Origin of the sequence: Sphingobacterium sp. PCS056, from assembly GCF_023273895.1 — a bacterium.
Taxonomy (GTDB): domain Bacteria; phylum Bacteroidota; class Bacteroidia; order Sphingobacteriales; family Sphingobacteriaceae; genus Sphingobacterium.
On record NZ_CP096883.1, the window covers coordinates 3,055,582 to 3,072,639 of the forward strand.

The window sequence follows — 17,058 nt, forward strand, 5'->3', positions numbered from 1 at the left end:
TAATAACGTTTGAAGTGGATAAAATGTTTGGTATGAAATAAATAAAAGCGATTGAGTCGTAGCCTGTATGTTGACACTACAGCATATTTTATCGGCTATGCAGATGGGTAATAGCATCAAATAAGAAATGGAAAAGCGGGTAATGGCTGGAAGGGTAGGAGTCTTTTATAAGGGAAAGGGCTATCACACAGATGTATGATAGCCCTTTCCCTTATTTTGGATCAACAGGCAGTACCTTTTGGAATTATACTGTACGCCCTGGGTATGCTTCTAATCCTTTTTCTAAACAAATCAATGCTTTTTTCAGGTCGTGTTGATTGAGTACGTAAGCTAATCGCACTTCATTGTTTCCTGCTCCCGGAGTACTGTAAAATCCGGTTGCCGGAGCCATCATCACGGTTTCATTTTCGTAAGCAAATTCTTCTAACATCCACTGACAAAATTTATCTGCGTTGTCAATAGGTAATTTTGCTACGACATAAAAAGCACCACCTGGATTTGGCGAAAATGCACCTTGAATTTTATTTAAACCAGCGACCAAGGTGTCGCGACGGGCTGTATATTCTGTTGAAACGGCATCAAAATAACTAGCTGGTGTATCTATCGCCGCCTCAGCAGCGATCTGACCTTCCAAAGAAGGGCTAAGGCGTGCTTGAGCAAATTTGAGTGCTACTTGGTATAGTTCTTTGTTTTTTGTAATTAGACAGCCTATTCTAGCTCCACAAGCCGAATAGCGTTTTGATACAGTATCCAATACAACCACGTGCTGTTCTAATCCCTCCATATGCATGGGCGAAATAAATTCGCGACCATCATAGCAGAATTCACGGTATGCTTCGTCAGAAAATAAGTATAAATCGTATTTTAAGCAAAGTTCGCGTAACGCTTCGAGTTCTTCTCTCGAATATAGATAACCTGTAGGATTATTGGGATTGCAGATTGCAATAGCTTTTGTTTTATCCGTGATCACTTTTTCAAATTCGGCGATCGATGGTAAAGCAAAACCACTGTCGATATAGGACATAATCGGTTTAACTACGATATCTGCTGAACATGCAAAACCATTGTAATTAGCATAGAAAGGCTCTGGAATAATTACTTCTTCACCAGGGTTTAAACACGCTTGCATAGCGATCATAATCGCTTCAGAACCACCATTTGTTACTAAGATATCAGTAGGTTCGATATGATAGTTCAAATTATTGTAGTATGTCGTGAGTTTATTGCGGTATGATGCTGTTCCCTCAGATGCTGTATATGCCCAAACTTTGAAGTCAATGTTTTTTAACGCATTAAGCATGACCTCGGGTGTTTCGATGTCCGGCTGTCCGATGTTTAAATGATAGATTTTTTTTCCTTCTTTCTTTGCTTGATCAGCAAAAGGCGTCAGTTTTCTAATTGGAGAAGCGGGCATATTATACCCTTTTGTTGATATTGATGGCATTATTTTATATAAATTAGCAATACAAATTTAAGGAATAAAAACTAAAAAAAGCCACTTTAGTTGAAGTGGCTTTTGATGATCATGATATCTGTAAAGTAATTACTCTACAATTCCTTTAATGTACAATGTTTTTACAGGTGTTTTCGTATTTGATGTTACCGTAAAGCTTTTTGTAAATGGAGCTTTTGATGCAGCATTGAACGTTACTTTAATGGTTCCTGTATCTCCTGGTTTGATGGGAGTCTTTGTGAACTCGGCCACTGAACAACCGCATGATGGTTTAACATCACTTATAATGATAGGCTCACTTCCAACATTTGAAAATTTGAAACTGTATGAAACTGGAGTTCCTTGTGCAATCTTTCCAAAATCATGCGTTTCCTTTTCAAATTTAAATTCGCTTTGACTCGCTTGCATTGCAGTAAATCCTACAAATGCGATAATAACAGTTAATACGGCTAAAAACTTTTTCATATCTTCTTCTTCTTTATTTGTTTACTATGCTATTTGATATAGTCAAACAACGTACCAAAATAGCTATTTAGACTTTGATTTAGTGGGTAAAAGGAGCTAATAACAATAATATTACATTCACCTCAGACTAGATGATTCCTTCTTTTAACAAATCCTGAATATGAATAATGCCATCATATTTTCCATCGTTTAAAACAATCAATTGCGAAATATTATTTTGGCGCATCATATGCAATGCATTTACTGCAAGTTCAGATTTGTCAATTGTTTTGGGGTTTGCACCCATGATGTCGGCGGCAGTAAGCCCAGATAAATCTTGATGATTTTCGAGCATCCGTCTTATATCACCATCGGTAATTACGCCAATAATCTGATCTTGGTCCAATACAGCAACGGCACCTAATCTATGTTGGGTAATGGTGAGTATAATTTCCCTGATCCTTGCATGACTTTGAATTTTTGGTTTTTCATTTTGATCTGAAAGATCCGCAACCTTGAGGTATAGTTTTTTGCCGAGTGCTCCTCCTGGATGGTACTTCGCAAAGTCTTGATCTGAAAAATCACGGCACTCCTGTAAGCATACGGCCAAGGCATCGCCCATCGCCAATTGCGCTGTTGTACTGGAAGTGGGAGCGAGGTTATTTGGACAGGCTTCTTTGTCAACAGTTGTGTCCAATACATAATCTGCCTGTTCTGCCAAATAAGAGTTAATATTACCAACAAGGGCTACCAAAGTATTGCCTGTTTGTTTTAAGAAAGGTACCAATACTTTGATTTCGGGAGTGGTCCCACTTTTTGAAATAGCAATGATTAAATCTTGCTGTTGAATGATCCCTAAATCTCCGTGAATGGCGTCAGCGGCATGCATAAAAATGGATGGTGTTCCAGTAGAATTCATTGTTGCAACAATTTTTTGAGCAATTATTGCACTCTTTCCTATGCCGGTAACAATGACACGTCCCTGTAAGTTTACAATTTGTTTCACCACGTTAACAAAGTCGTCGTCAATCCGTTGTGACAAATCAGCTACCGCTTTAGCCTCTTCTTGTATCGCTTGTATAGCTATATTTTTTATATCGATGTTGCTTTTCACAAATAAAATATCTACTTTTATATTAAAGATTGACTACAAAAATACGTTATTTTACAGATTTTTTGGTCATTTATCTATCTTATTTTTGCCCGAGGCTCGATGGAAATAGAAAAATCACTTTTCGACAATTTACAAGATTTTTTTGGTTTTGATACTTTTAAAGGAGATCAAGAAGCAATCATAACAAATGTGCTACAGAGAAAGGACACATTTGTCATTATGCCTACTGGGGGTGGTAAATCCATCTGTTACCAGCTGCCGGCATTGATGAGTGAGGGGACAGCAATTGTCATTTCACCTTTAATTGCCTTGATGAAAAACCAAGTTGATCAACTTCGCGCGTTTGGCGGAGAGGATAGTATTGCTCACTTTTTAAATTCTTCATTGAATAAAGGTGATATTATGCGCGTTAAACAGGATGTTACGGCAGGGAAAACCAAACTACTTTATGTTGCACCGGAATCGCTTTCCAAATTGGAAAATGTCGAATTTCTAAAGCAGATAACGGTTTCTTTTGTGGCTGTTGATGAGGCGCATTGTATCTCTGAATGGGGACATGATTTCCGCCCTGAATATCGTAAGATTCGTCAAGTGATCAATGGTATCGGTGAAAATATACCCATCATTGCGTTGACAGCTACTGCTACTCCAAAGGTGCAGTCGGATATTCGTAAGAATCTTCAAATGAATGATGCTATGCTCTTTAAATCTTCTTTTAATAGGGGCAATTTATTTTATGAGGTAAGACCTAAGAAGGATGTCGTTAAAGAAATCGTACGTTTTATTAAAGGTCAATCTGGAAAGACGGGTATTATTTATTGCTTAAGCCGTAAAAAGGTTGAGGAAATTAGTGAGGTCTTAAATATCAATGGAATCAAGGCGCTTCCTTATCATGCTGGTCTGGATGCTAAAACGCGTGCTGATACACAGGATAAATTTTTAATGGAGGATGTGGAGGTTATCGTAGCAACGATAGCTTTTGGTATGGGAATCGACAAACCCGATGTACGCTTTGTCATCCACCATGATATTCCAAAATCAATGGAAGGTTACTATCAGGAAACAGGTCGTGCTGGTCGTGATGGTGGAGAGGGGCTATGTTTGGCTTTTTACTCGGAGAAGGACGTTGAGAAATTAACGAAATTTATGAAGGATAAGCCTGTTGCTGAAAGGGAAATCGGTACCCAGATTCTCAAAGAGGTCATTGATTATTCTGAATCTGCAGTTTGTAGACGTAAACAAATATTACATTATTTTGGTGAGAATTTTGATGAAACGGGTTGTAGTAACATGTGTGATAACTGCCGTTCTCAAAAGACTTATTTTGAAGCTGAAGCCTCTTTATTAGAAGTGCTTTCTTTCATTAAAGAACAGGGGGAGAATTTTGATGATCTGCATGTGATCAATGTGATGATCGGTCAAAATAATCAACCTGTGTCTGCTTATAAACATGATGAGCATCCGCTGTTTGGAAAAGGTAAAGATAAAGGTATTGTGTACTGGGAGTCTTTGGTTAGGCAAGCTGTTCTGAATAACTTCTTGGCAAAGGATATTGATCATTATGGTTTATTAAAAATGACCGATATCGGACGTCATTATTTAGAAAATCCATATGCATTAAAATTTGTCATGAATCGTCCTTTGGATTTTTCTGGAGATTCGTCCTCTGACGATGCTGGACATGCTACAGGAGCTTTAGACACCGAGTTATTGAAGATGTTAAAAGATCTCCGTAAAAAGATTGCTAAATCAAAATCGTTACCACCATTTGTTATTTTTCAAGATCCATCATTAGATGAAATGTGTACGCATTATCCTGTTTCATTGGATGAATTAAAACAGATACAGGGTGTGGGCAATGGTAAAGCGGTTAAGTTTGGAGCACAGTTTGTTGAGTTGATCAAAAACTATGTGGAAGAAAATGACATCGATCGTCCTGTTGATTTAGTGATCAAGGGTACGGCCAATAAGTCTGCATTAAAGGTTGCCATTATACAGAATATCGATCGTAAGATTGGTCTTGATGATATTGCTGCTGCAAAAGGAATCAGTTATGAAGATTTGTTGAAAGAAGTGGAGACGATCGTCAATGCTGGCACAAAACTGAATATTGGATATTTCGTTGATGAAATGATCGATCAAGATCGCCAAGATGAGGTTTACGATTACTTTAAGCAGGCTGATTCGGATTCTATTGATCAAGCTTTGCGAGATTTAGGTGGAGATGACTATTCTTTTGAAGATATTCAATTGATGCGAATTAAATTTATGTCTGAATTAGGAAATTAGAAACGCATATATTAAATGATAAATACAGTACTACCTCAAATTAAAAATGGAGATTCTACGAATTTCTTTTTAATGGCGGGACCATGTGCGATAGAGGGAGAAGAAATTGCTTTACGTATCGCGGAGAAAATCCTTACCATAACAGATCGCTTAAATATTCCTTATATATTTAAGGGTTCTTATCGTAAAGCAAACCGATCACGTGTGGATTCTTTCACCGGTATCGGCGATGAGAAAGCATTGCGCATTTTGGAAAAGGTAGGTAAAACATTTGGAGTTCCTACCGTGACTGATATCCACGAAAGCCATGAAGCCGCTTTGGCAGCAGCTTATGTTGATGTTTTGCAAATTCCAGCTTTTTTATGTCGCCAAACGGAACTACTTGTTGCTGCGGCAGAAACGGGTAAGGTGGTTAATATAAAGAAGGGACAATTTTTAAATGCAGCGTCGATGAAGTTTGCTGTAGATAAAGTAATAGACTCGGGCAATACTAATGTGATGTTGACTGATCGTGGTAATACATTTGGATACCAAGATTTAATAGTCGATTTCAGAGGTATTCCTGAAATGCGCGGTTTTGGAGTTCCTACGATCATGGATTGTACGCATTCTTTACAGCAACCGAATCAAACATCGGGAGTAACTGGTGGTAAGCCAGAATTGATCGAAACAATTGCAAAAGCTGCAATTGCGGTGGGTGCTGATGGATTGTTTATTGAAACGCACCCTAATCCTGCGCAAGCTAAATCTGATGGTGCCAATATGCTGCACTTAGATTACCTGGAAGATTTAATGGAAAAATTAGTTCGTGTAAGACAGGCTATTCTGTAGCACGAATGTTTATAATTTATCAAAAGTCATCGTTTCGAACGATGACTTTTTTTTATGTCTTATTTTTCAGTCTGTTGCGGATTTGGTGGTTTTTATTAATTCTTATTGATTACAATTCTTTTGGTGCGTCATTCAATTGATTTTTTAATTTGTTATTTTAATTGTTAGATTTGGATTTCAATCTAAATTATGAAATTAAACTTACTTTTCTCTGTTGCTGGGCTTATTCTTGCTTTCAGCTCAGTTGCGCAACAGTCCAAGTGGAATGACCCACTTAAGGATAAGGTGATTCAAGGCCGTATCGCCACGGAAGAATTGTCTAATTACTACCGATTGCCTGATCAGTTAAAAGATCAGGTAAGATCGCCCGTGTGGAGTCTCGGAACGAATAGTGCCGGTTTGTATGTTGATTTTAAGACTGATGCTACAGCCATTACAATTCGTTATAAAGTGAGTGGTTCTTTGAATATGCCCCATATGCCAACGATCGGCGTGAGTGGTGTAGATCTTTATGCAAAAGACGAAAAAGGTGGTTGGAACTGGGCATTCGGTAATTATAATTTTGCAGATACGGTCTCGTATAGTTATCGGGAGTTGGGTGAAAATTCTAACTTCACTTATCGCCTTTATTTACCTTTGTACAATACCGTTGAATGGATGGAAATCGGTGTAGGATCTGACAAAAATTTTAAGTTTGTGGTTGGTGAAGGCAAACCTATCGTGATTTACGGTACTTCAATAGCACAGGGCGCCTGTGCGACAAGACCTGGTCTGGCGTGGAGTAATATTTTAGGACGAGCGGTTCCAAATCCGATCATTAATGTTGCTTTTTCGGGAAATGGTCGTTTGGAGCAGCCGATTATCAACCATATCAATCAGGTAGATGCAGCTGTTTATATCTTAGATTGTATTCCAAATCTAGCATTAACAAAAGATAGAACGGCTCAGCAGCTGGATTCTTTGTTAACGAACGCAGTTACAGAAATTAGGAAAAGACATCCCAAAACTCCTATTATCATTACGGAGCATAGTTCTGGATTTAACAAGGCTATTTTTAATTTAGATAAAAATGAAGAATACCGCAAAAGCAGTGCGGTTGCCCATGCATTTGTTGGTCGTGTAGCCGCATCAGGGGATAAGAATTTGTATTTGTTAACCAATAAGGAAATTGGATTGGATATAAATTCAACAGTTGATTATGCACACCCGAATGATATCGGTATGATGAAAATAGCTGATGCGTACCAAAAGCTGATTGCTAAAATACTTAAGAAGTAGTTCGCTTATCTATAGATGATGCTATCCATGCGCCTGTACTAAAGCATGCCTGCAAGAGATATCCTCCTGTAGGCGCTTCCCAATCGATCATTTCGCCTGCGCAGTACACGTTAGGAAACTGATGGAGTGCAAGATCTTCTCGAAGTTCTGTAAAAGGTATGCCTCCAGCTGTGGAAATAACTTCATCAATCGGTCTCAATCCAGACACTTGGATGGGATAATGTTTAATCGCGTCAGCTAAAGCTTCGGGATTGGTAAAGGTGTGTTTATCGAGGCGTCTTAAAAGGGCTGCTGCTGTTGCTGATAATCTGAGCTTAGTCTTGAGTATAGTGCTGACCTGACTGCCAGATTGAAGCTGCTTGACAAGAGCATCTTTAGTCAGGTTTGGTTTAAGATCAATATGAAGGTGTAACGGAAAATGGAACGTTCTGGTATACCGGTTCATATAGTATAAAGGGCTTCCTTCTATACCATATTTGGTAAAGACCATTTCTCCTAACTTCTTTGTATTTTGAAAGGAAATTTCAATGTTCTTTAAGACCTGTCCCTCTAAACTGGTATAATCATCCGTTGTATTGTAGCCAGAGTTGGCAGCTTGCAAAGGTTTTATTGTGATGTTTTTATTTTCTAATAGGGATATCCATGCTGCGTCCGAGCCTGTTTTTTTCCACGAACCTCCTCCTAGTGCTAATATCAGTTTGTGATAAGGCTTATGGATCGATTCGTTGTTGTGATTTAAGGTCACGGAGTGCTGATCGAAATCCATGAAGTTATGTTCATAATGTATGATAACGCCCAGTTGGTTGAGCTGGTCTAACCATGCTTGCAATACCTGTATCGGCTTGATATCTTTTTCGGGGAATATTTTTCCTGAACTTCCTACATACGTGGAAATGCCGATCTCGGCTAGCCACGCAACGGTATGACTGTTGTCAAATGATTGAACGATATGCTGGATCTGCTCGGCATCGTATTTTTTGATGAAGGATGCGATCGGTTCGCTATGTGTGAGATTAAAGCCACCATGTCCTGCAACTAAGAATTTCCTTGCTGCAGCTTTATTTTTCTCGTAAATATGCACTTTATAGCCTTTTTTTGCTAGCTGATGTGCTGCCATTAATCCTGCAGGACCTGCACCAATGATGATAATCGGATCTTCGTTCATTTGCTGCAAAAATAAGCATTTAAGATCATGAATAGCGTAGGCATGATCAAAATCATTGACCTCATGAATAGGGAAGATGATGTACTAACCTTGGTGAGTCATCATCTTCTATTGTAGGTGTGTAATTTCTGCAATTTTAGTTAAAGACTCTTTTTAGTGTTTTATGGGTACGCTACTTTAAAGGATAATATTTCTTTTTTAGCCATAAACTAGTTCTTACCAGAAGAATTAATACAGGTACTTCTATCAATGGGCCAATGACGCCAACAAAAGCTTGGGGTGAGTGTATTCCGAACACGGCTATAGCAACTGCAATCGCTAATTCAAAATTATTACCCGTGGCTGTAAAGGCAATGGAGGCATTCTTGTCGTAGGGGATATTTTGGGATTTGCTGATAAAAAAACTGGTAAAGAACATGATCACGAAATAGAGTATCAGTGGAATTGCTATTTGGAGAACGTCTAGTGGTAATTTTACAATCTGATCTCCTTTTAGGCTGAACATGAGTACAATGGTAAATAATAGCGCATAAAGTGTAATGGGAGAGATGGTCGGGATGTATTTTCGGTTGAACCATTCCTTACCTTTTGTTTTGATCAATACGTACCGACTGAGGAAGCCTAGTAAAAAGGGGATGCCCAGATAAATGAGAACACTTTCTGTCACATCTTTGATGGATACGGATACATTGAACTGTGCAATACCCAGGCTGGCGGGTAGCTTATTGATAAACAGCCAAACTAAAAAACTATAGGAAAATACTTGGAAAATACTATTCAAGGCGATCAATAGTGCTCCATATTCTCGATTTCCTTTGGCGAGATCATTCCATACGATCACCATGGCTATACATCGGGCTAGCCCGATTAAAATCAGTCCTACCATATAGTCGGGTTGATCTCGCAGGAAGATGATCGCTAATCCGAACATCAATATAGGACCGATGATCCAGTTGAGTACAAGTGAAATTGTTATTGCTTTTTTGTCCGAAAATGCCTGAGGTAATAGGGAGTAGTCGACTTTTGCCAATGGCGGATACATCATGAGTATTAACCCTATGGCTAAGGGAATATTGGTACTTCCTACTGTGAGCGTGTTGAAGATATCAGGTACTTGGGGATAAAAATAACCCAGCGATACACCGAGCAACATGGCTAGAAATATCCATAAAGTCAAAAATCGATCAAGAAATTTTAGTTTGGTCTCCATACTTATTTTTTGATTTGAGAAAAGACATAAAACATTTGTGAGGCAATTTCTAAACTTCGTGCTCTGTATACTTCATCTTGCTGCTCGGTACCATCAGCTATTTTGGGATCTTCAAATGTGACTGAAATTCTTTTTTCAGCAGCAGGGATATAAGGACAGCCCTGATCTGCGTGTGAGCAGGTCATAATCGCAGCAAAATGGGATTGTGGGTTGAAGTTGTTATCATACTGCTTAGAGAAGCCAATCAGAGGTGCTGCATTTTGATCAAATTTGATTGCATATATGGGATTGGCAGTGTCGGCGATCATATCGATTTGCATGCCTTCTTCTTTCAGTATTTCTACTACTTTTGGAAATAGTGCAGTTGCTTCTGTACCTCCAGAATAACAAGATGTCTTTGGAATTTGATAGTACCTTGCAGCTAGTTGCGACCAGATCTGACACAGGTGACTTCGCCTTGAATTGTGCGTACAGATGAAGTTTAAATTGACTTCTGTATCTTGATTCACCTTGAGCTGGATAAAGTCAATCAAGGGCTGTAAAATAGCTTTACGCTCTTGATCGATTGCTGTATGAACGATGCTTTTGATCGTGATGTCTAATTTTGGATTCATATTTTTACTGATTAGCAGCAGCCAGAGCCAGGAGTACATGAATTACTTGTAGATGCTACCACATGTAATGGTTTTAAGGGAATACCACACGATTCTAACGCCAAGCAGGCCGTGGTTTTATTTATGAGTACCAAGTTTTTTCCATCGAAATCTAAGCTGTATTTTCCAATGGTATCGCGTTGATATTCTACTTCGATTTCGTAATCGCCGATCTGTAGTTTTTCTTCTGACAATTGAATAATATGCAACAATTTATCTGGTTTCAAGCGATGCTCGTAGTCGTCGGCATTCCACAATTGAAAATTTACAGTATGCTCTACTCGGATGGTACCTCCACAATCGATAAAATTTTTACTGATTTGCCCTACTTCTGTGACATGAACATGTGCTGGAACAGCAGTTCCATCTGCTAGTTGAAAGATCACATGTTCTAATGTCGGTAGAATTTTTTTGATGTCTGATAATTTCATATGTTATATAATTTGTATATCGCTATATTGCGATGTGTATGAATAAAAAAATTTATGCTACAGGATGAAGTATTGTCTTAACAGCATTTTTGATTTTGGGTATTGACAACGATTTGACCAAAGTAATTTTTTAAAAATCCAAAGGTTTTCTCATCTATACAATAACATATGGATGTTCCTTCTATATTTCCCTTGATGAGTCCTGCATTTTTCAACTCTTTGAGATGCTGCGATATGGTTGACTGCGCTAAGGGCAGTTCATCTACGATGTCACTACATATACATACATTTACTTTTAATAAGTATTCAATAATGGCAATACGTGCAGGATGTCCAAGTGCTTTAATGATATTGGCCATGTGATTTTGTTCGTCTGTAAAAAGATCTGCTCTGGTAACTCCCATATTGATATTATTTGTATATCGCAATATTACGATTAATTATTTACTTTTCAATTTTTTTTAAAATAATTAGGTGTACAAATTAAATAATTTTGCGTATTTGTTTTGGTGAATGGGGCAGAAGGATATGTCGATATTGGAATAAGGCTTTGATTTTAGTATATTTAGTGCAACCAATAATACTTAATATGGCTAAATCAATTAAATTAACTCAGCGGGTTAAAAAAGGTGATGAGGTAGTAGAGAGACCGATCTATTTTATAGCGGAAAATATCGTTCATTTCGTACAAAATGATTATCAGGGTAAATCTCTTACGACTATTTTTTGCATCGTTTCTTCCACTCATGGTACGACGTCATTTGACGTTATTGAATCAGCAGAAGAGGTGGCTAGATTGATAAATTTATAAGGTCATCATTTGGAAGAAGGATATCTTTTATGGCTATCCATTGCGGATAGCCTTTTTTGTATAAAAATGATTATGGAAAAATGGGGCAGATACCTATTGGAGAAATCGAGAATGATCTATCCGTATCATTACATGACTATATGCTATACTTCTTGATCGATGTTATCGATCAATTGGGTTCTACATGGATCAAAATATTTCCCAGTTGCGGCATTTCTTGCTGGAGATATGCCTGCAAATTATGCGCTAAGATATGGCCTTCCTTCACTGTTATATCGCCATTGACAATTGCGTGTAGATCGACAAGATGTTTTGTACCTGATTTTCGAACGAAACATTTTTCTGTATCTAATATTCCTTCGACTTTTAAAGAATGGATACGAATATCTGCAATGAGATCTTCGTAAAGGTTTTCATCCATAATTTCTGCTAATGCTGGTCGGAAAATCAGATAACAATTGTATAAAATAAATCCTGATGCAAAAAGCGCAGCGAAGTCATCGGCACTTTCATATCCTTTTCCTAAAATCAATGCTATTGAAATGCCGATGAAGGCAGCTACTGAGGTTATGGCGTCGCTACGATGATGCCAAGCGTCAGCTTTGAGTGAGGAGCTTCCGGTTTCTTTGCTCTTTTTTATGACAATACGATACGATATTTCCTTCCATATGATGATGGTCAGTAAAACAATGAGTGTCCAAGGTTTTGGTAATTCGTGTGGTTTGCCAATATTTTGAATACTCTCATAGGCAATTATAGTGGCTGAAATAATGAGGAAACCAACTACTGCAAATGTAATCAGTGGTTCAATACGACCATGCCCGTATGGATGATTTTCGTCGGCAGGTCTTTTGGCATATTTTAACCCAAGTAATACCAGGAATGAAGAAAAAATATCTGTGGTTGATTCTATTGCGTCGGCAATAAGGGCGTATGAATTACCGAAATAACCTGCTAACCATTTCAGAACTGCAAGTAAAAAATTTCCGACTATACTAAAATATGTTGCTTTTATAGCTGTTTGTTCATTTGACATGTTACTGCTCTTTTATTGTCACATTAAAATTCTATATAAAAATACGATCCTTTAACTGCATCGCGATATAATATCACATGCATAATAGTAAAGGGGTGCATCAAATAGGATGATGCTAATCAACATTATTCAACTCGATGTAGGTGAGGTATGAGATTTTAAAAAAAATGATTAGAGTAGCTTTGGTGGTTGCCAAATATGATTGATGTACGTACTGACGCGGTCTTGATCATCATGAAAAAACGCCTTTTTTTCGAAGAAAATATTGGACATCAGCTGTGGTAGCTGGGTGGAAACTCGACAGTAGATGGCTGTTACATTCAAAGAATTAGCATGCTTAATAAAGGGCAGTTTCTGATCGGTATCTGTATCACCATCTTGATCGTGCTTATTGTAATGATCGAACAAAAACTGTCCTATCGTTAGTTTGCTGTTATTTTTTTGATGCTCAACGCAATGTGATATCAATATGGGTATCTTCAATAACTGAATTAATTCTGTCGTAGAGAATAAATAAAGAGACAATATTAATATGATTGAAAGATTTTTCACGTGGACAAATGTAATGGTTTTTGCGCTGTTTTAAAACGGATTGATGTACTAAAACCATAAAAAAATTAGATGAGAATATCAGTGTGGCTTTATTTAGTATTCCACATATTTTAAATCTTATCTATTTTTAATGACAGCGGACTACTCTGCCATATCCAATTTAATATAACATTTAGGAGATCATCATTCAATAACGATTTCCAAGGTAAACTATTCATTTCCCAGAATGAGGTGAAATTTTTCTATAAGTGTTTGAATGATGTTGATTAATTTTAAATTAAATTATAATATGGGCTATTGTAAAAATTGTATATTTGAAAGTATTGTAAAAATTCTCTCTCTATTATGAATTCATCAAAACAAACGAAGCTCAAATTTACATTCGATAAAGGAGTTACCATACCCAGCTTAATATTTATAATAGGAATATGTCTTTTCTCGGTCTTGTTTCCTGTTGAAATCAAGGCTGTTCTGGATGAAATTAAAAATTTTATTTTTGTTAATCTGAACTGGGTATATGTATGGTGTGTGACGGTATTTGTAATTTTTCTGGTATTTCTGATGTTTAGTAAGTATGGAAAAATTAGACTGGGCACCAACGACAGCAGGCCCGAACATTCTTTTTTTTCATGGATCTCTATGCTTTTTGCTGCCGGTATGGGAATCGGTTTGATGTATTTCAGTGTGGCAGAACCGATGCAACATTATGCTACGGATGCTTTTTCTGAAAGTCAAGTTATAAGCAGAGCAAAAAATGCACAACTTTATACCTTTTTCCACTGGGGAATTCATGCTTGGGCAATTTATGGTCTTGTTGGCCTATGTTTAGCTTACTTTACTTACCGGTATCGGCTTCCATTATCGCTTCGCAGCTGTTTATATCCTTTATTGAAAGACAGAATCAAAGGCAAGTGGGGAAATGTTATTGATATATTTGCGCTATGTAGCACTTTTTTTGGTATTACAACAACCTTGGGATTTGGAGTTGTTCAAATAAATTCAGGATTGGAGACTCTTAAAATTTTGCCGCAAACAGGGTTTATCTATCAGATATTAATCGTTGTTGTTTTGGTATCGTTTGCTGTTTTATCCGCAGTTTCTGGCGTTAATAAAGGAATTAAGATCTTAAGTAATATCAATGTGGTAGCAGTCATTATTCTCCTGTTATTTGTGTTGATTCTAGGACCGACCGTTTATCTTATCGGAAGTTTTACCAATGGACTGGGTAATTATATCAATAATTTTTTTGATCTTACTTTCAATACGCATGTGTACGAGGATAAAACACTCCCTTGGTTTTATAACTGGACTATTCTGTATTGGGCATGGTGGATTTCATGGTCACCTTTTGTTGGGCTTTTTATTGCAAAAATTTCTAAGGGACGCAGTATCCGTGAGTTTATTGCAGCAGTTTTGATCATACCGACACTATTCAATTTTATCTGGATGTCGGTTTTTGGCAACAGTGCAATCTGGATTGACTTTAATATTGCAAACGGCGCACTAAGTGCCTTGGTTTCTGATCCGGATGCTCTCATGTTTAGATTTTTGGAGTATCTGCCACTTTCCAATATTTTAGCTTTTACGGTCATTTCAATTATTATGATATTTTTTGTCACCTCTGCGGATTCAGGAATGCTGGTGATGGACAGTATATCTTCAAAAAACTCCAGTAAATCTCCTAAACTGCAGATCGTATTCTGGGGCGTACTTTTGGCCGTATTGTCGTTAATGTTATTGAATGCAGGAGGGCTAGAAGCGCTACAAACAATGACTCTTATCACTGCTTTGCCGTTTGCTATTATTATGATCTTGTTTGTGGTGTCATTGATGAAGGCTCTTGTCATCGACTATCGTTACTACGAAAAGGGATTGTCTGTTTCAACAATCCCCTGGTCAGGTGAATTCTGGAAACAACGGCTGAAGCAAATTATTTCTTTTAAGACGGAGAAGTCTGTAAAAACTTTTATACAAGAGCAGGTAATGCCTGCATTCACTGAACTGAAGGATGAATTTGCACTAAACGGAATTGCTGTTGAGATCAATTATATGCCTGACAATTTAAAGATTAATTTAGAAATCCATCATGACATTGTCAACAATTTTGTCTACGGAGTTATGGGGCAAAAAAGGATTGTCTCTGAATATATGGTGGATGATGATAATTTGCCAGATCTGGAAGGTAAGGTGACTTATTTTCCTAAAACATATTTTGGTGATTCACGTGAAGGATACGATGTGCAGTATTTTACCAAAAATGAATTAATCAGCGATGTACTTAAACATTATGACCGTTTTCTTAAAATAATCGCTGAAGAGTCTAACGAAATGTTCATTAGTATCGAGAATAATACTCAAGAAAATTAGAAACGATAAGCTAGTATGAAGAAAATAGGATTTTTATCATTTGGGCATTGGGCCAATCATCCATCTTATCAGGCACGGACAGCTAGCGACACGCTGCTTCAGTCTATTGATCTATCGGTAGCCGCTGAAGAAATAGGACTTGATGGAGCGTACTTTAGGGTACATCACTTTGCGAAGCAACTGGCTTCGCCGTTCCCCTTACTTGCCGCTATCGGTGCTAAGACGAAACACATAGAGATTGGGACCGGGGTGATCGATATGAGGTATGAAAACCCTCTGTATATGGTTGAAGATGCTGGTGCTGCTGATTTGATCTCAGAGGGAAGGCTGCAGCTTGGTATAAGCAGAGGTTCTCCTGAGCAGGTAATTGAGGGATGGCGTTATTTTGGCTATGGGACCGAAGATGGGGAGACCGATGCTGATATGGGACGTAAAAAATCCATGGAGTTTCTAGAAAGATTGAACGGTGTCGGATTCGCCAAGCCAAATCCCAATCCGATGTTTCCGAATCCGCCAGGTTTATTACGATTGGAGCCCTATTCTGAAGGATTGCGGGACAGGATATGGTGGGGGGCAGCATCGAACGCAACAGCAGTATGGGCAGCGGAACATGGCATGAACCTACAAAGTTCTACCCTTAAGTATGACGAGAATGGAAAGCCATTCCATATCCAGCAAGCAGAACAAATTAGGCTGTATAAAGAAGCTTGGAAAAAAGCAGGACATCAACGTGAACCCAGAGTCGCTGTGAGTCGATCTATTTTTGCTCTTATCAATGATCAAGACCGGTCTTATTTTGGACATGAAGGAAAAGGTAAGGATAGCTTTGGTTATATTGAGCAGGATAGGAGGGCTGTGTTTGGTAAAAGCTATGCTGCTGAACCTGAAAAGCTTATTGCAGAATTATCTCAGGACGAAGCTATCAAAGAAGCTGATACCTTATTGCTCACCATTCCCAATACGTTAGGCGTTGACTATAATGTGCATGTACTTTCTACTATTTTAAAATATATCGCTCCCGAATTAGGTTGGCGTTGATTTTAGTAGGGTCTTTTATAAAAGGACCCTACTAAAATCAATCAGAAAGATACTAAAATGGAAATGTGTAAGCTGGATTTGTTAGCACTTTAAATTTTTGTTGTGACATCAAATTCTTTTCCTAATTTACATTTTCTAGAATGCAAACCTCTCCTTTAATGCACTGGAAATAAAAACATACATGGAACAAGGGAGCAAATCGATCTTTTTAGTCACATAACCTCAATGTGGCTCTCGTATTTTTTAGAAGATGAGTGGATCGTAGCTATTCCAAAATCGACTCACATGTTGACTTGAACCCTATATTTTTAGCACTAGTCTTATTTTGAATCATTGAAATAGTGTAATATTATACTTTTGTTTATTGCATTAGTATAATTTATTAC

General features: G+C 37.7%; 16 protein-coding genes. 6 read left to right on the plus strand and 10 right to left on the minus strand.

Features of this window, described 5'->3' with window-relative positions; all coding sequences use genetic code 11:
- Window positions 1–244: 244 nt before the first annotated feature.
- The 3 genes from MUB18_RS12635 to MUB18_RS12645 form a co-directional block, all read right to left on the minus strand.
- A complete protein-coding gene (locus MUB18_RS12635) occupies window positions 245–1,444 on the minus strand; it encodes a pyridoxal phosphate-dependent aminotransferase (RefSeq protein WP_045756025.1) in 1,200 nt (399 codons plus the stop codon).
- A 99-nt stretch (window positions 1,445–1,543) separates the two neighbouring features.
- On the minus strand, window positions 1,544–1,918 hold the full coding sequence (locus MUB18_RS12640; RefSeq protein ID WP_045756024.1) for a DUF1573 domain-containing protein: 375 nt from the start codon (window positions 1,916–1,918) through the stop codon (window positions 1,544–1,546).
- A 127-nt stretch (window positions 1,919–2,045) separates the two neighbouring features.
- A complete protein-coding gene (locus MUB18_RS12645) occupies window positions 2,046–3,011 on the minus strand; it encodes an SIS domain-containing protein (protein WP_094773460.1) in 966 nt (321 codons plus the stop codon).
- A 99-nt stretch (window positions 3,012–3,110) separates the two neighbouring features.
- Here MUB18_RS12645 and recQ point away from each other — a divergent pair, with 99 nt between their 5' ends.
- The 3 genes from recQ to MUB18_RS12660 all read left to right on the plus strand — a co-directional run bounded on the left by recQ (window position 3,111) and on the right by MUB18_RS12660 (window position 7,409).
- On the plus strand, window positions 3,111–5,300 hold the full coding sequence (gene recQ / locus MUB18_RS12650; protein ID WP_094773459.1) for a DNA helicase RecQ: 2,190 nt from the start codon (window positions 3,111–3,113) through the stop codon (window positions 5,298–5,300).
- 15 nt (window positions 5,301–5,315) lie between these two features.
- Entirely contained in the window at window positions 5,316–6,131 is an 816-nt protein-coding gene (gene kdsA, locus MUB18_RS12655; protein ID WP_248753312.1) for a 3-deoxy-8-phosphooctulonate synthase, read from the plus strand.
- A 189-nt stretch (window positions 6,132–6,320) separates the two neighbouring features.
- On the plus strand, window positions 6,321–7,409 hold the full coding sequence (locus tag MUB18_RS12660) for an SGNH/GDSL hydrolase family protein (RefSeq protein WP_248753313.1): 1,089 nt from the start codon (window positions 6,321–6,323) through the stop codon (window positions 7,407–7,409).
- Here MUB18_RS12660 and MUB18_RS12665 read toward each other — a convergent pair.
- The 5 genes from MUB18_RS12665 to MUB18_RS12685 all read right to left on the minus strand — a co-directional run bounded on the left by MUB18_RS12665 (window position 7,399) and on the right by MUB18_RS12685 (window position 11,272).
- Entirely contained in the window at window positions 7,399–8,574 is a 1,176-nt protein-coding gene (locus MUB18_RS12665) for an NAD(P)/FAD-dependent oxidoreductase (RefSeq protein WP_248755930.1), read from the minus strand. The genes MUB18_RS12660 and MUB18_RS12665 overlap by 11 nt on opposite strands.
- Window positions 8,575–8,746: 172 nt before the next feature.
- A complete protein-coding gene (arsB, locus tag MUB18_RS12670; RefSeq protein WP_045752165.1) occupies window positions 8,747–9,784 on the minus strand; it encodes an ACR3 family arsenite efflux transporter in 1,038 nt (345 codons plus the stop codon).
- A gap of 2 nt (window positions 9,785–9,786) precedes the next feature.
- Window positions 9,787–10,398 carry a protein-tyrosine-phosphatase gene (locus MUB18_RS12675; protein WP_248753314.1) on the minus strand — a complete coding sequence of 204 codons (612 nt, stop codon included), beginning with the start codon at window positions 10,396–10,398 and terminating at the stop codon, window positions 9,787–9,789.
- A gap of 11 nt (window positions 10,399–10,409) precedes the next feature.
- Window positions 10,410–10,868 (minus strand): DUF6428 family protein, encoded by a 459-nt coding sequence (locus MUB18_RS12680; protein WP_045752164.1) that lies wholly within the window; start codon window positions 10,866–10,868, stop codon window positions 10,410–10,412.
- A 77-nt stretch (window positions 10,869–10,945) separates the two neighbouring features.
- Window positions 10,946–11,272 (minus strand): ArsR/SmtB family transcription factor, encoded by a 327-nt coding sequence (locus MUB18_RS12685; RefSeq protein ID WP_094773454.1) that lies wholly within the window; start codon window positions 11,270–11,272, stop codon window positions 10,946–10,948.
- 185 nt (window positions 11,273–11,457) lie between these two features.
- Here MUB18_RS12685 and MUB18_RS12690 point away from each other — a divergent pair, with 185 nt between their 5' ends.
- The gene (locus tag MUB18_RS12690) at window positions 11,458–11,679 is read left to right on the plus strand and encodes a hypothetical protein (RefSeq protein WP_045752281.1); all 222 of its coding nucleotides are present in this window, start codon (window positions 11,458–11,460) and stop codon (window positions 11,677–11,679) included.
- Between the two features lie 169 nt (window positions 11,680–11,848).
- Here the strand turns inward: MUB18_RS12690 and MUB18_RS12695 are convergent, their stop codons facing one another.
- Together MUB18_RS12695 and MUB18_RS12700 are read right to left on the minus strand one after the other, a co-directional pair.
- Window positions 11,849–12,715 (minus strand): cation diffusion facilitator family transporter, encoded by an 867-nt coding sequence (locus MUB18_RS12695; RefSeq protein ID WP_094773452.1) that lies wholly within the window; start codon window positions 12,713–12,715, stop codon window positions 11,849–11,851.
- Window positions 12,716–12,886: 171 nt separating this feature from the next.
- A complete protein-coding gene (locus MUB18_RS12700) occupies window positions 12,887–13,267 on the minus strand; it encodes a hypothetical protein (protein ID WP_248753315.1) in 381 nt (126 codons plus the stop codon).
- Between the two features lie 345 nt (window positions 13,268–13,612).
- Here MUB18_RS12700 and MUB18_RS12705 point away from each other — a divergent pair, with 345 nt between their 5' ends.
- Complete coding sequence (locus MUB18_RS12705; protein ID WP_045752283.1) at window positions 13,613–15,634, plus strand: BCCT family transporter; 2,022 nt, start codon at window positions 13,613–13,615, stop codon at window positions 15,632–15,634.
- 15 nt (window positions 15,635–15,649) lie between these two features.
- Window positions 15,650–16,672, plus strand: a complete 1,023-nt coding sequence (locus MUB18_RS12710) for an LLM class flavin-dependent oxidoreductase (RefSeq protein ID WP_045752284.1) — start codon at window positions 15,650–15,652, stop codon at window positions 16,670–16,672.
- The last annotated feature ends 386 nt before the right edge of the window (window positions 16,673–17,058 follow it).

Bases quoted from the DNA above. Each gene is read 5' to 3' on its own strand.
- MUB18_RS12635 (WP_045756025.1), bottom strand. From the start codon at position 1,444: ATGCCATCAATATCAACAAAAGGGTATAATATGCCCGCTTCTCCAATT.
- MUB18_RS12640 (WP_045756024.1), bottom strand. From the start codon at position 1,918: ATGAAAAAGTTTTTAGCCGTATTAACTGTTATTATCGCATTTGTAGGA.
- recQ (WP_094773459.1), top strand. From the start codon at position 3,111: ATGGAAATAGAAAAATCACTTTTCGACAATTTACAAGATTTTTTTGGT.
- kdsA (WP_248753312.1), top strand. From the start codon at position 5,316: ATGATAAATACAGTACTACCTCAAATTAAAAATGGAGATTCTACGAAT.
- MUB18_RS12660 (WP_248753313.1), top strand. From the start codon at position 6,321: ATGAAATTAAACTTACTTTTCTCTGTTGCTGGGCTTATTCTTGCTTTC.
- MUB18_RS12665 (WP_248755930.1), bottom strand. From the start codon at position 8,574: ATGAACGAAGATCCGATTATCATCATTGGTGCAGGTCCTGCAGGATTA.
- arsB (WP_045752165.1), bottom strand. From the start codon at position 9,784: ATGGAGACCAAACTAAAATTTCTTGATCGATTTTTGACTTTATGGATA.
- MUB18_RS12675 (WP_248753314.1), bottom strand. From the start codon at position 10,398: ATGAATCCAAAATTAGACATCACGATCAAAAGCATCGTTCATACAGCA.
- MUB18_RS12680 (WP_045752164.1), bottom strand. From the start codon at position 10,868: ATGAAATTATCAGACATCAAAAAAATTCTACCGACATTAGAACATGTG.
- MUB18_RS12685 (WP_094773454.1), bottom strand. From the start codon at position 11,272: ATGGGAGTTACCAGAGCAGATCTTTTTACAGACGAACAAAATCACATG.
- MUB18_RS12690 (WP_045752281.1), top strand. From the start codon at position 11,458: ATGGCTAAATCAATTAAATTAACTCAGCGGGTTAAAAAAGGTGATGAG.
- MUB18_RS12695 (WP_094773452.1), bottom strand. From the start codon at position 12,715: ATGTCAAATGAACAAACAGCTATAAAAGCAACATATTTTAGTATAGTC.
- MUB18_RS12705 (WP_045752283.1), top strand. From the start codon at position 13,613: ATGAATTCATCAAAACAAACGAAGCTCAAATTTACATTCGATAAAGGA.
- MUB18_RS12710 (WP_045752284.1), top strand. From the start codon at position 15,650: ATGAAGAAAATAGGATTTTTATCATTTGGGCATTGGGCCAATCATCCA.